Below are 13,541 nucleotides of genomic sequence, written 5' to 3'. Positions count from 1 at the left end.
ATCACCAGAGATGAGAAAGAAATTGGGGTTATGTTTGGTCATGATATGTATGCTCGCTGTATTGGGAGCGTGCGGCAATAAAGAGGACGCGTCAGGGACTGCTGAGAATTCGGCTTCGACCGGAACCACGGCAACGACCGATCAAACGGATACAGCTGAGGCAGCTGAAGGCAGCACACGCACCATTAAATACTTAGATCAGGAGTACACGGTTCCTACAGAGGTTAGCCGTATTGTAATTACCGGTTCCATGGAAGCCATGGAGGATGCACTGGTTCTTGATGTACATCCGGTAGGGGCTATTACTTTTGGCGGCGAATTCCCGGAGATGTATGCTTCTATCACGGATCAGGCTGAGTCCATTGGGCAGAAGATTGAGCCTAACTTTGAAACCATTTTGTCCCTGAAACCGGATATTATTCTGGGTTCCACGAAGTTTAAGCCTGAAGTGGCCGAGCAGTTAAGCAAAATTGCGCCGTTTATCCAGGTGTCTCATATTGCTACAGATTGGGAGTCTAACCTGAATCTGCTGGCTGAGCTGACAGGCAAGCAGGAACAGGCCAAACAGGAGATTGAACAGTATAAGGCTGCTCTGACTACTGCCCAGGCTGAACTTGGGGACAAACTGGAAAACAAAAAAGTGCTGGCAGTACGTATTCGTAACGGACAAATGTATGTGTATCCTGAGTCTGTCTTTGTGAATCCGATCCTGTATGGAGACCTTGGATTCCAGGTTCCGGCCGAGATTCAGGCAGCCAAAGCACAGGAAGCACTTTCGGTGGAGAAGTTTGCAGAGATGAACCCGGATTACGTGTTTGTACAATTTGAGACATCCGAGAACTCCGACACCCCGAATGCCCTGACAGATCTGCAGAACAACCCGATTATCCAGAAGACAACTGCGCTGAAAGAAAATCATGCTTTTGTCAATGTCATTGATCCATTGGCTGAAGGTGGTCCGGCCTGGAGTCGTATTGAATTCCTGAAAGCAGCCGTTGAGCAGTTATCCAAATAATTAGAGCAAGGCGTGTATACTCCTATGCATAAAAGAAGATTGAATCCGGTGGTGCTGTTCGCAGCAGCACCTCTGTTCATTGCAGTTACCATTCTGGCATCGGTCATGTACGGAGCCAAGAGCATTGACGTTTCGACCATCACAGCAGCCATTTTTCATTTTGATACAGAGAGCATCGATCACCAGATTATCGTGTCATCCCGGCTCCCACGTGTCATTGGAGCTCTATTGATCGGGGCTTTTCTGGCGGTGTCAGGTGCACTCATGCAGGGGATGACAAGAAATTATCTTGCATCCCCTTCCATTATGGGGGTATCCGATGGATCTGTAGTGGTCATCACCTTATGTATGGTATTTTTGCCGAATACGACATCCCTTGGCCTTATATTTTACTCTTTGGCGGGATCGGCACTAGGAGCAGGACTGGTATTCTTCATAGCCTGGTTACTGCCAGGCGGCATGTCGCCTGTTCGGCTTGCCATTCTGGGCACAATTATCGGTACATTCCTCGGTGGTGTATCTCAGGCCGTGGCTACCTATTATCAGGTGTCTCAAACAATCAGTTTCTGGTATAACGCCAGATTGCATCAGATGGACCCGGGCATGATTAAGCTGATTATTCCATTTGCTGTAGTAGGACTGGCGATAGCCATCATCCTTTCCAAGTCCATTACCATTCTGTCGATGGGTGATGATGTGGCAACAAGCCTGGGGCAGCGTACCGGATGGGTTAAGGCCTTATCAATACTAAGTGTGGTTATACTGACTGGAATATCTGTAGCTTTGGCGGGCAAAATCGCTTTTGTCGGTTTGTTGGTTCCGCATATTACCCGATTTCTCTTCGGGGTGGATTACCGCTGGGTTATTCCGTGTTCCGCTGTATTGGGCGGGTTCTTTTTGGCTTGGTGTGACATCCTTAGCCGTTTCATTAACTCTCCGTTCGAAACACCAATTGGAGTCGTCACCGCATTATTCGGCGTTCCCTTCTTCCTTTATCTGATCAAAACCAAAGGAGGGGGAAAACATGCCTGAAGCGCAGCGGGGAAGATTATGGTTCGTCATTTTCATAAGTGCAATAATCATTGCAACAGCCGTTTATATCAGTTTGACCAACGGTGCGTTTGACATATCGGTGATGGATGTGGTCAAAACGTTATTGCGGTTGGACCCTGTCCATGAGCATGATCTCGTTATTTTTGATTTCAGACTGCCGCGTATTGTCATTGCATTACTGCTTGGCCTGGGACTCGGGATTGCCGGAGCTGTGATTCAGGGCATCGCGCGCAATCCGCTGGCTGACCCCGGCATGCTTGGTATTAACGCCGGCGCCGGAACAGCAATGGTGCTCTTTATGCTTCTGTTTCACGGGTCCATAACGGGTACAGGATGGTTATCCATAATGGCGATGCCATTGTTTGGCTTGGTAGGTGGGTTAACCGCAGTCGTTCTCATCTTGTGGTTTGCACAGGAGCGCGGTCAGTTGGATTCCCAAAGGCTCATTCTCGTCGGGATTGCCATCGGTTCAGGTTTTAGTGCAATTACGCTTTACCTTTCCCTCAAAATGAACCCCTCCGATTTTGAGATGGCTACCGTCTGGCTGACAGGCAGCATTTATAATGCCAACTGGCGATACATATCGGCGATGATTCCATGGCTGGTTCTGCTGATTCCATTGCTTTGGGCTAAATCCCGTGTGCTGGATGTCATGCAGCTGCAGGAGGCTAGCAGCATGGGACTCGGCGTGGATGTGCATCGGGAGAGAAAAATATTGTTACTGGGCAGTGTTGGGCTCGTTAGTGCCTGTGTTGCCGTATCTGGGAGTATCGGATTTGTTGGGTTAATCGCTCCTCATATTGCACGGCGCCTGGTGGGGCTTCACCATAAACGGGTCATTCCGATATCCGGATTGGTTGGCATGGCGATGGTCGTTGTAGGGGATCTAATCGGCAAAACGGTGTTTGCCCCGGCAGAACTGCCTGTGGGCATCGTCATCTCCATTATTGGTGTTCCTTATTTCATTTTTTTACTGCTCAAAAACCGAATGTAACAAGCCAGATTTGAAACAGAAGGGAAGGGTTCGATACATGAGCAAATGGGTACAGGAGTCGGTTGGTGGCTGGACGCTCCATCTGCTGCTTCCGCCATCTTACACAGAGGGAGATCGTCATTACCCGGTCGTTTATATTCAGGATGGAGGAGGGGTAGCCAAAGCCTGCAGTAATCTTCTGGATCATTCCTTTCGCTCCGGAAAACTGCCTGAATTGATTTTGGTCGGTATTGAACCTCACAATCGCAACGATGACTATACACCATGGCCTGTACCAGCGCTGCATGCATCCTTTTCGGCCTTTGGCGGTCAGGGAAGCATATATCTGAAGGCGATCACTGAGCAGCTGAAGCCGTATGTGGACTCGTCTTACCGTACTCTTGCAGATTCAGAGAATACAGGTATACTTGGCTGTTCGCTCGGTGGGCTGATCTCTCTGTTTGCGGCGATGGAATTCCCTCATATCTTTGGAAAGGTTGGGGCGTTATCAGCCTCAATGTGGTATGAAGGTTTCCTCGATTATATGAGTAAATATTCATGGGCTGAACGCCGTGGCTTGAAGCTGTATATGTACGTTGGGAGTCTGGAAGGTGTGTACAAGGCTAATGCCCAAGCACAAATGCTGGAAAATACACGTTCCGCGTGTCGCATGATTTTGGCCCAGGGCTATCCTGCTGAGCGGCTGAATTACGTGGAGGAAGAGGGCGGAACGCATGATCTATTGTTCTTTGCCAAGCATCTGCCCGAAGCATTATCCTGGTTGTATGAGTGAGCTTATGGCTTAGGAAGCGCTCACTCTGTTTCGATATCGTCACACCTCAGCTTGTCCTTCCGAATTCGCCCATGCTATATTGGGGAGATGTGAGGAGATGAGGATATGAAGCTGGTGTCCTGGAATGTGAATGGATTGCGGGCATGTGTCACCAAGGGATTCATGGATTATTATAACGAGAGTCAGGCCGATATTTTCTGTGTACAGGAGACTAAGCTGCAGGCAGGACAGATCGAGATGGATCTGGGAGAAGACGTATATCAATACTGGAATTATGCTGTAAAAAAAGGATACTCCGGCACAGCCGTATTTACCCGGATCAAGCCGTTATCTGTCTGGTACGGGATAGAGGAAGATAGCGAACCGGAAGGCCGAATGATTACGTTAGAGTTTGATCATTTTTATCTAATCAACGTATATACCCCCAATGCGAAGCGGGATCTGACCAGACTTCCTTACCGTTTGGAATGGGAGGATCGGTTCAGAGGGTACGTGCTGCAATTGGAGCAGACCAAGCCGGTTATCGTATGTGGTGACCTCAATGTAGCCCATCAGGAGATCGACCTGAAGAATCCGAAGCCGAATCTGGGCAACTCGGGATTCACGCTGGAAGAGCGAGGCAAGATGACCGACCTGCTGGCTGCCGGATATGTGGATAGCTTCCGCCATCTGTACCCGGATCGCACGGATGTGTACAGTTGGTGGTCGTACATGCCCAAGGTAAGAGAGCGTAATGTTGGATGGCGAATCGATTATTTTCTGGTGTCCAATCAGCTTGCTCCGAAGGTGTCAGATGCACATATTGATTGCCATGTCATGGGCAGTGATCATTGCCCGGTGGGTCTCACGTTGCAACTGTAGATTGCAGAGGGTGTATTTGCCTTTTTACAAAATGAATATCATCAAAACCGCAGGTTTCCGTTAACGGGAATTTGCGGTTATTTGACGTTGTCTATATGATTATCTTCCCTTTGGTACAGGTCTCAATGGTATTTTTGATGCTGCGGGTAGGGGGATGGAACTAGACTTAGGTTGGGGAAAGAACTGGACCCGGGATCGTTCCGTTTCCACCCGTACTTGGGTAAGATTGAAGAATACATATAGAAGATGATTCGGGTAAGGGGTAGAGAACGATGAAGAAGGGGTTACGGAGAGGTTTGAAAGGGCTGGGTGGCCTGATGCTGGCAACAGGACTTTTGCTGCTGGCAGGAACCGCGTACGAGGCTTATCAGTCGACACAGGACATGAAATCTTATACTGCACCGGGCAAGATGTATGAGGTGAGCGGACATAACATGCATCTCTATACAACGGGAAGAGGAAATGCGACAGTCGTTCTCGCTTCAGGCTGGGGTACGCCTAATCCGTACGTTGATTTCAGCCCATTGTATAACAAGTTGAAATCCCAGGTGAAAATTGCGGTGTATGATCGGTTCGGTTACGGGTATAGCGATTATACGGATCGGCCACGTGATATCGATACCATTACGGAGGAGATCCATCAACTGCTGCGAGTATCCGGCCAACGTCCGCCATATATCATGGTAGGTCATTCTCTCGGATCGCTGGAGACTGTGCGATTCGCACAAATGTATCCCGATGAGGTAGCTGGCATGGTCATGATCGATGGAGGAAGTCCCGAATATTACAGCACTGTGGCTATGGAGCAATCGGATTGGTATTTCGATTCAGCCCGTCTTCTGGTGAAAACAGGAATTGTGCGTACATTGCTACATTCGGATCGGATTACGGAATCTATGGTCGTTAACCCGGATCTCGTTACGGAGTCAATGAGAAAGGCAGCCACCATATCCACACTCATGCATGCTTACAATGACAACGTGATTGGAGAGATGCGCAATTCCAAGACGAACGCAGCCCATATCCTGGAGCATAAAAAGGAATTCACCTTCCCGCTAACCATTCTGACGGCCGGTTCAGAGAAACCAAGCGAAGGTAGCCGGTCATGGCAGGCAGATCAGGCCGATTTTGCTTCATGGTCCAGTCAAGGGACACAGGTCACTGTAGCACACGCCAAACACGATATTCATAACAGTCAGCCGGATATTGTCGCCAATGAAATTTTGGAGTTAGTGAAGCGGTCCGGTGAACTATGAAGAACATAATTCAGCCAAAATATAGCAAACAGGATGAGGAGGTAGGATGGATGAAAAAGATCAGAACCGCATCAAGATTCCTTTCCTTACTCCTGGCAAGTTGTCTGTTGTCTCTAACGGTGTTGTCCGTTTCCGTCTTGTTTGCTACTTCTTCCGTAGATGCCATACCGTTTATCCATTCGGTTGGACGTGATTAGAATAAATGGAATATATCAGTCCTTGCTGCTCTGCATGCAAGGTATTTTTATTTCAAACTGGATACCTGACAATTTACATGTTATGTTATATCATTATACTAGATAAAGTAGGCAACTATAGATGAAGACAGGAGAGGATTGAACATGGTCAAAGTTGGTATCGTAGGTTACGGAAATCTGGGCAAAGGTGTAGAGAAAGCTATTACTCAAAACACGGATATGGAGCTTGTTGCTGTATTTACACGTCGTAACCCGGAGCAGATGGTTGCAGAAGGTACGGAGGTTCGTTTTGAGCACATCTCTGCTGCTGAGCAATACATAGGCAAAATTGATGTGATGATTCTGTGTGGCGGTTCGGCAACTGATCTTCCGGAGCAGACACCTGCAATTGCAAAATTGTTCAATACGGTGGATAGCTTCGATACACATGCCAAAATTCCTGAATTCTATAAAGAAGTTAACGCTGCGGCAGAGCAAGGTGGCCATGTGAGCGTCATTTCCACAGGTTGGGACCCGGGCTTGTTCTCAATGAACCGACTGCTTGCCCAATCGATCCTGCCAGAGGGTAAAGAGTACACGTTCTGGGGTAAAGGGGTCAGCCAAGGTCACTCCGATGCGATCCGTCGTGTTCCGGGCGTTAAGGCTGGTGTGCAATACACTGTACCTGTTGAAGAAGTAATCAACAGCATTCGTGCTGGGGAGACACCAGAATTGACCACACGTGAGAAGCATCTGCGTCAATGTTATGTAGTTGCAGAAGCTGGTGCAAATCAGGACGAGATTCGTGAAACGATTGTATCCATGCCTAACTATTTCTCGGATTACGATACAACGGTGACGTTCATTACTGAAGAGCAATTGAAGGCTGAGCATGAAGGCATGCCGCACGGTGGGTTTGTCATTCGCAGTGGAGTTACAGGCGCAGGCCAGAAACAAATTATTGAATTTGGTCTGAAGCTCGACAGCAATCCTGAATTTACCGCAAGTGTGCTGGTGGCTTATGCAAGAGCCGCACAACGTTTGAGTCTGGAAGGGCACAAAGGGGCCAAGACGGTATTTGATATCCCACTCGGTCACCTGTCTCCTAAATCAGCTGAGGACCTTCGCCGCGACTTGCTGTAGTCCGTTAATTCATTACCGCAGTTGTAAGTTCTGATCATGTAGATCTAAAATGTATTACAACACAAATAGCTCGTCCCTCTTAAAAGAGGGACGAGCTATTTGTTGTACAAACGAATCAGTGCATATTCATGAGCTGTTCATAGTGATTCATACTCGTAACTCATGTGGAGACAGTCTTCCCTACAGCCAGTGTGAGGGAATGTTTAAATGATCCGGCAACTTGGTATCTGCACTGCCTTTTGCCGAGTTGAGCTGGGATTGTGTCAGAAAGATGCTGCCTCTCAGATCGGCCCCACCCAGATTCGCATCCCGCAAGTCGGCCCCAATTAGATCGGTGCTTCTCATATCTGCGTTTCGTAAATCAGCAGCTATCATTAAGGCACCTCTAAAGCTTGCACCCCGAAGGTCAGCGCCTTTAAGATTGGCCCCTAGAAAGTCTCTTCCGGTACGCTTTTTGGTCTTCGATTTGGAAGGACCCTTATCCGAAGCTGGGACCTTTGCCCGCACCATCTCGCTGGCCTGTACAAGCAGTTCGTTCACCATCGCCCGATGTGAGGGAATATCGAGACGTAATATGGTAGATGGCTTCAGATTGGTCAGTCGTTCCGTTTCCCGATATACGTCCTTCAACGCGGCATGGATGGATGATGTTTCCGGCAGCTGTAGCATTTCAATGATATAGCTCATCATCTCATGAAGCTGCTTCATGACAGGCAAACAATCGAACATTTCAGCAGCTGATTCCGGATGATTACGCCAATCCTTGCCCGCATATGTAATCTGTGATAGTTTCTGACCAGCCCCGAAGCAATCGTAGACTGTGCAGCCCTTGAACCCTTTTTGTCGCAGCTGTGTATGGATGCCACAACGGTTATCGGTACGGAGATTGGAACAGGGGGTACCGCTGGATTTATCAAAAGCAAAGTCTGAGGACTTGCCATACGGCAAGGCGACACAGCATAGCCCAAAACATTGCTCGCAGTCTGCGCTTAAATGCAGAGTAGCCTGATTGCTACTGAATGCTTGGTTAGTCATTTGTACACTTCCTTTTATTAAAAAGAATGCTATTTTAAGGTTAGTACAACTTTACCATCAGGCTGGATTTCGATCAATATGCTGCATAGTAGCGAAGAAAGCGTAGGCTAGAATGGACTTGAGGCAGCAATCGGCATGCAGGATCTGCGCTCCACGTTCGCATCCACATGTTCAAACGCTTTATCCAGAAAGACAACCTTGGCATGAATGGACTGAATAGCGATTTCCGCCGAGGGCTGTTTTTTCGGGTAAACGGGAAAACCACTTTTTTTATTGAACTCTTATCTTATGTAGAATAAATTCATAACCATATTTGTATGATAAAGAAAAATTAAAAAAAATATATACAAACTTTATGTAAGTTACTTGACTAAATGAATTTAATTACTTATTATCAATATTAACAGAATAAATCAAACCAAGCGGATACAGGATGGTGTGAACATGGGTTTTATGGATAAATTATTCGGGAAAACAAACAACAACACACAAGAGGAGGAACAAACGATGTCGAAACTTAACATTGGAATTATTCTTGGGAGTACACGTGAAGGGCGTTTGAGTCCACAGGTTGGAGAATGGGTAAAACAGATTGCGGATGCACGTGGTGACGCAAACTACGAGATCGTGGATATCGCTGATTACAAGCTTCCGCTTCTGGGAGAGGCGGATGCAACGGAGCAGGCGACTGCTTGGAATACGAAGCTGGCAAGCCTGGACGGGTTCGTATTTATTGTTCAGGAATACAATCATAGTATCTCTGCATCGTTGAAGAATGCACTGGATTACGCACGTGAGGCATGGAACAACAAGGCGGCAGGCATTGTAAGTTATGGTTCCGTAGGTGGTGCACGCGCGGCAGAACATCTTCGGGGCATTCTTGGCGAATTGTCTGTTGCAGATGTTCGTGTTCATCCGGCACTGTCGCTGTTTACCGATTTTGAGAACGGCACGACCTTTAAACCGGCTGATCTGCATTTGACCAATCTGAACGGCATGCTGGATCAGGTGCTTTCGTGGAGTGGTGCTCTAAAAACGGTACGTTCGTAAGTAATATATGAGTTATTGTCTTCCTTACAGAGGGACCGACACTGCGATTCAAGTAACCATCGTCTGTTATATCAATGTTAAAGGGCAGTTCTCCCAAATGGAGAACTGCCCTTGCTTATATCTGTGCGATAAGATGTATCGTTTAAGTTATTCTGTAAAGCAGATGTTCTGTAATGCAGAGAGTAATGCCATCTGAAGGACTAGACGATACCTTGCGCGAGCATGGCATCTGCCACCTTCAGGAAACCAGCGATGTTCGCTCCGGCAAGCAGGTTGCCTGCACAGCCGTACTCATCCGCTGCCTGAACACAGCTAGTGTAGATGTTCGACATAATGTCATGCAGCTTGGCGTCCACTTCTTCAAATGACCAGGACAACCGCATGCTGTTCTGCGACATTTCAAGTGCGGACACGGCAACTCCGCCAGCATTAGCTGCTTTGGCTGGTCCAAACAGAACGCCTTCTTTATGGAAAACGTCAATTGCAGCCAGAGTGGAAGGCATATTTGCTCCTTCACCGATCGCTTTAACTCCGCCTTGCACGAGCAATGCAGCAGCCTGTTCGTCGATTTCATTTTGCGTTGCACAAGGCAGCGCGATATCACAAGGGATAGACCAGATGCCTTCACAGCCTTCGGTATAAACGGCATGTGGATGCTCTTTGACATATTCGCTGATCCGCAGACGATCAACCTCTTTTAATCTTTTTACGGTATCCAGATTGATTCCTTGAGCGTCATAGATGTAACCACCGGAGTCACTACACGCCACAACATGAGCTCCAAGCTCCTGAGCCTTCTGAATGGCATAGATGGATACATTACCCGAACCGGAGACAACCACCGTGCTGTCCTTGAAGCTCAGTCCTTTGGACGCCAACATCTCCTTCACAAAGTACACGCATCCGAATCCTGTAGCTTCCTTACGTGCAAGACTTCCTCCGTACAGTAATCCTTTACCTGTGAGTACGCCAGCTTCGTGTCCACCACTGATGCGTTTGTACTGTCCGAACATATAACCGATTTCCCGTGCACCTACACCGATGTCGCCGGCAGGTACGTCCGCATCGGAACCGATATATTTGTACAGCTCAGTCATGAAGCTTTGAGTGAAACGCATGACTTCCAGATCTGATTTTCCTTTTGGATCGAAGTCGGAACCACCTTTACCACCACCGATTGGCAGGCCAGTCAGGGCATTTTTGAAAATTTGTTCGAACCCCAGGAATTTAACGATTCCCGAGTAAACGGAAGGGTGAAAACGAAGTCCGCCTTTGTAGGGCCCAATTGCGCTGTTGAACTGAACACGGAATCCACGGTTTACTTGTACCTTGCCTTGATCATCTACCCAAGGCACGCGGAACGTAATGACACGTTCTGGCTCAACAAGTTGTTCAAGCAAGCCATTCTCCCGATATTTCGGGTGAGCTGCAATGACAGGAATAAGCGAGTCCAGGATCTCTTTGACAGCCTGATGGAATTCACTTTCCTGTGGATTTCTGGCGATAACCGATTCGTAAACGGAATGAACATACTCTGCGGCAGTTACTTGAGTTGAATCCTTAGTTATAGTCGACACTTTTTCAATGCACTCCTTTATTGTGTTAAAGTCTTGGGATGGCTATTTGTATAAATTGCATAAAAGTTTGTAGTTAAATATACAGGAAACAAAATAAAAATACGAGATGAAAACCCATAAAATGTTTTTTATGACGTTATTAAAATCTTCTATGGATCTGTCATATGATGTAAAGGTTAAGTTTGGAAGCTGGATTAACGCCATTTTTATCGTTATAAAACGCAAAGTTAACGGAATAGCTGGATTAAAAAATTTGTTTTGGTAAGATGGTAGTAAGACCGCGGTATCCGTGGTTTTTTTATCTATATGAAGGAGGAGAACAACATGATGAAGAAAAACATGCGAATCAACATGGAGAACAGGGCTTGTATAGGAGGTGAGATCTATTATGAACCATAGGACCTCCTTTCAAAATTGCAGAGAAATGCTGGTGAACCAGCTCATTATATTCGGTGAAGAGAAAAGAACATTTCTCGACGCCTATTTTGACGTGCGTGATCCGGAACGTTCGCAGATGGAACGGCTGCTCGCGAACTATACGACGTGTGTGGAGAAGCTGCTCCTTGGTTCGGATGAAGCTCTGGACTCGGTGGTACTTATCGGTAGTTTGATCCGTTTTGAGTACGTCGACTTCCATACATCTGATTCATTCACCATTGTGATGCCGGATGACGCGGACCCGGATGCGGGGCATATTTCCTTCCTCTCCCCAGTGGGGCGGCAATTATTGCTTGGGCTCAAGGGGGAAGTGAGGTCGATTAATATACCGGCTGGCTCCATGCGAGTACGCATTACGGATATTACGTTAAACAATGAATCCTTGAACCGGATGTCCACTGGGGGTGCAGATCATGCACTTTAAAGAGACGGATTTGCCGGGAATTGGACGGAAATATTGGCTGCACACACGTAGCGGTGAGCATCTGGTCATCGTCATCCATAATGATGAGAGACGTGACCTGTTTCACATGGAATCAGGCGATTCGCCTGAAGAACTGGGAGACATGGTGTCACTGGTCACACTGGATGATGATGAGGCACGTGCGGTTGCGGCTATTGTCGGTGGCATGACGTACAAACCAACCTTTCAGGATGAGCGTGAAGTTATGCTGGAAGGACTGTTAATTGAGTGGCTCCGTATTGAGCCGCATTCAGAGAGCATAGGAAGAACGATCGGAGAACTTAATATTCGCCAGGCAACAGGGGCAGTTATTCTGGCTGTGGTGGAGAAGAACAGGACGAAGCAGTTTAATCCAGGTCCGGACTATACCTTTACCGCGGGGGCTACGGTTGTTGTCGCTGGTGAACGGGATCAGATCAAACTGTTAAAACAGTTGTTATCCAATGGGCGGCTCTAGCCTATGGATATGCTCATATTCGAAGTGGGAATTGCCGTTGCGCTGATTACACTTACGGGGCTAATATCTGCAAGATTACGATTTTCGGTCATTCCTTTCTATATTCTGATTGGTATGGCTGTTGGACCGCATGCACCACAGATCGGCATTGTGGATTTGCGTTTTATCGAAAGCTCGGAATTTATTGAATTTATGGGCAGGCTGGGTATTCTGTTTTTGCTCTTTTATCTGGGACTGGAATTTTCGGTCTCCCGCCTGATGAAGTCAGGCAAAGCCATTCTGACCGGAGGTATGTTCTACGTTGGACTAAATTTTGCTTCCGGTCTGCTGCTGGGATGGTTCATGGAACTGCCACTCAAGGAAACGTTGGTTGTCTGTGGTATTATGACGAGTTCTTCCACAGCTATTGTGGCTAAAGTACTCGTCGATCTAAAGCGCACGGCGAACCCCGAGACGGAGATTATTATGGGCATGATCATGTTTGATGATCTGTTCATCGCCATCCATATCTCGATTCTGACGGGGCTTGTACTTAGTGGGGCTACCTCATTCCTCAGCGTCTTGCTCGTATCCCTGTCTGCGCTGCTCTTTATTGTGCTATTTCTGATTATAGGCAGGAAATGCATCAAGTATATTGATAAGGCACTCAACATCAAGTCATCCGAGTTATTTCTGCTTACGGTTATGACACTGCTCTTTCTGGTGGCGGGTTTCTCGGAAACGCTACATGTAGCCGAGGCGATTGGAGCTCTAATGATGGGGTTGGTTCTGGGAGAATCGAGACATGCCAGCCGAATTGAGCATCAAATTATGCCGTTCAAAGATTTCTTTGGGGCCATCTTCTTTTTCAGCTTTGGCCTGACGATTGAACCCTCGACCCTTGGCGGGGCCGTAGGAATGACCGTGATTGCCGTTATTCTGACCATTGCCAGCAACTATGGTGCGGGCATGATCGCTGGCAGACTCTCTGGGATGACTCCCAAGGCTTCTCTCAATGTGGGATTCACACTCGTATCCCGTGGAGAGTTCTCCATCATTATGGCGAACATCGGCAAGGCAGGAGGCCTGATGGCATCCATTCAGTCTTTTGCCGTGTTATACGTATTGATTCTTGCAGTGCTTGGCCCGATTCTGACGAAAGAATCACCTTGGATCTACAGTCAATATGTTCGCTTGAGGAAAAGAATGAGGGGGAAAGAGACGGGATGAATGATGCATCTGTTTGCCACGTCTTTTCAGCGTAGGTTAGTA

The 13,541-nt window shown here is 47.4% G+C and carries 14 protein-coding genes; 12 read left to right on the top strand and 2 right to left on the bottom strand.

Features of this window, described 5'->3' with window-relative positions; genetic code table 11:
- Nucleotides 1-10: 10 nt before the first annotated feature.
- From RS891_RS24045 to RS891_RS24010, 8 genes are all read left to right on the top strand, one after another.
- Nucleotides 11-1,015 (top strand): ABC transporter substrate-binding protein, encoded by a 1,005-nt coding sequence (locus tag RS891_RS24045; RefSeq protein ID WP_315793399.1) that lies wholly within the window; start codon nucleotides 11-13, stop codon nucleotides 1,013-1,015.
- 24 nt (nucleotides 1,016-1,039) lie between these two features.
- On the top strand, nucleotides 1,040-2,047 hold the full coding sequence (locus tag RS891_RS24040; protein ID WP_315793398.1) for a FecCD family ABC transporter permease: 1,008 nt from the start codon (nucleotides 1,040-1,042) through the stop codon (nucleotides 2,045-2,047).
- Complete coding sequence (locus tag RS891_RS24035) at nucleotides 2,040-3,062, top strand: FecCD family ABC transporter permease (RefSeq protein WP_113053594.1); 1,023 nt, start codon at nucleotides 2,040-2,042, stop codon at nucleotides 3,060-3,062. The genes RS891_RS24040 and RS891_RS24035 overlap by 8 nt, the downstream gene beginning before the upstream one ends.
- Nucleotides 3,063-3,099: 37 nt before the next feature.
- Nucleotides 3,100-3,834: an alpha/beta hydrolase gene (locus RS891_RS24030; RefSeq protein WP_113053595.1), complete on the top strand. Its 735-nt coding sequence runs from the start codon at nucleotides 3,100-3,102 to the stop codon at nucleotides 3,832-3,834.
- 105 nt (nucleotides 3,835-3,939) lie between these two features.
- Nucleotides 3,940-4,695 carry an exodeoxyribonuclease III gene (locus RS891_RS24025; RefSeq protein WP_113053596.1) on the top strand — a complete coding sequence of 252 codons (756 nt, stop codon included), beginning with the start codon at nucleotides 3,940-3,942 and terminating at the stop codon, nucleotides 4,693-4,695.
- A 272-nt stretch (nucleotides 4,696-4,967) separates the two neighbouring features.
- Nucleotides 4,968-5,951: an alpha/beta fold hydrolase gene (locus RS891_RS24020; protein ID WP_315793397.1), complete on the top strand. Its 984-nt coding sequence runs from the start codon at nucleotides 4,968-4,970 to the stop codon at nucleotides 5,949-5,951.
- A gap of 50 nt (nucleotides 5,952-6,001) precedes the next feature.
- Nucleotides 6,002-6,148: a hypothetical protein gene (locus RS891_RS24015; protein WP_157258407.1), complete on the top strand. Its 147-nt coding sequence runs from the start codon at nucleotides 6,002-6,004 to the stop codon at nucleotides 6,146-6,148.
- A gap of 144 nt (nucleotides 6,149-6,292) precedes the next feature.
- Nucleotides 6,293-7,270: a diaminopimelate dehydrogenase gene (locus RS891_RS24010; RefSeq protein ID WP_397386862.1), complete on the top strand. Its 978-nt coding sequence runs from the start codon at nucleotides 6,293-6,295 to the stop codon at nucleotides 7,268-7,270.
- A 180-nt stretch (nucleotides 7,271-7,450) separates the two neighbouring features.
- Here the strand turns inward: RS891_RS24010 and RS891_RS24005 are convergent, their stop codons facing one another.
- On the bottom strand, nucleotides 7,451-8,305 hold the full coding sequence (locus tag RS891_RS24005) for a pentapeptide repeat-containing protein (protein WP_315793395.1): 855 nt from the start codon (nucleotides 8,303-8,305) through the stop codon (nucleotides 7,451-7,453).
- Nucleotides 8,306-8,812: 507 nt separating this feature from the next.
- On the opposite strand from RS891_RS24005, the gene RS891_RS24000 reads away from it, so the two are divergent.
- Nucleotides 8,813-9,355: an NADPH-dependent FMN reductase gene (locus RS891_RS24000; protein WP_113053755.1), complete on the top strand. Its 543-nt coding sequence runs from the start codon at nucleotides 8,813-8,815 to the stop codon at nucleotides 9,353-9,355.
- Between the two features lie 200 nt (nucleotides 9,356-9,555).
- Here RS891_RS24000 and gdhA read toward each other — a convergent pair whose 3' ends face one another.
- A complete protein-coding gene (gene gdhA / locus RS891_RS23995) occupies nucleotides 9,556-10,932 on the bottom strand; it encodes an NADP-specific glutamate dehydrogenase (protein ID WP_113053599.1) in 1,377 nt (458 codons plus the stop codon).
- A 388-nt stretch (nucleotides 10,933-11,320) separates the two neighbouring features.
- On the opposite strand from gdhA, the gene RS891_RS23990 reads away from it, so the two are divergent.
- Genes RS891_RS23990 through RS891_RS23980 form a run of 3 tightly spaced genes read left to right on the top strand, consistent with a single transcriptional unit; the run spans nucleotide 11,321 to nucleotide 13,499 of the window.
- Nucleotides 11,321-11,794, top strand: coding sequence for a GreA/GreB family elongation factor (locus RS891_RS23990; RefSeq protein ID WP_113053600.1), 474 nt, complete (start codon nucleotides 11,321-11,323; stop codon nucleotides 11,792-11,794).
- Nucleotides 11,784-12,290, top strand: coding sequence for a cation:proton antiporter regulatory subunit (locus tag RS891_RS23985; RefSeq protein WP_113053601.1), 507 nt, complete (start codon nucleotides 11,784-11,786; stop codon nucleotides 12,288-12,290). The genes RS891_RS23990 and RS891_RS23985 overlap by 11 nt, the downstream gene beginning before the upstream one ends.
- 3 nt (nucleotides 12,291-12,293) lie before the next feature.
- Nucleotides 12,294-13,499: a cation:proton antiporter gene (locus RS891_RS23980; RefSeq protein ID WP_113053602.1), complete on the top strand. Its 1,206-nt coding sequence runs from the start codon at nucleotides 12,294-12,296 to the stop codon at nucleotides 13,497-13,499.
- Nucleotides 13,500-13,541 lie beyond the last annotated feature (42 nt).

The sequence above is a fragment of the Paenibacillus sp. BIC5C1 genome, from assembly GCF_032399705.1.
In the GTDB taxonomy this organism is placed as follows: domain Bacteria; phylum Bacillota; class Bacilli; order Paenibacillales; family Paenibacillaceae; genus Paenibacillus; species Paenibacillus taichungensis_A.
Note: the sequence above shows the minus strand (reverse complement) of the source record. Positions and strands in the feature narration are given on the sequence as shown.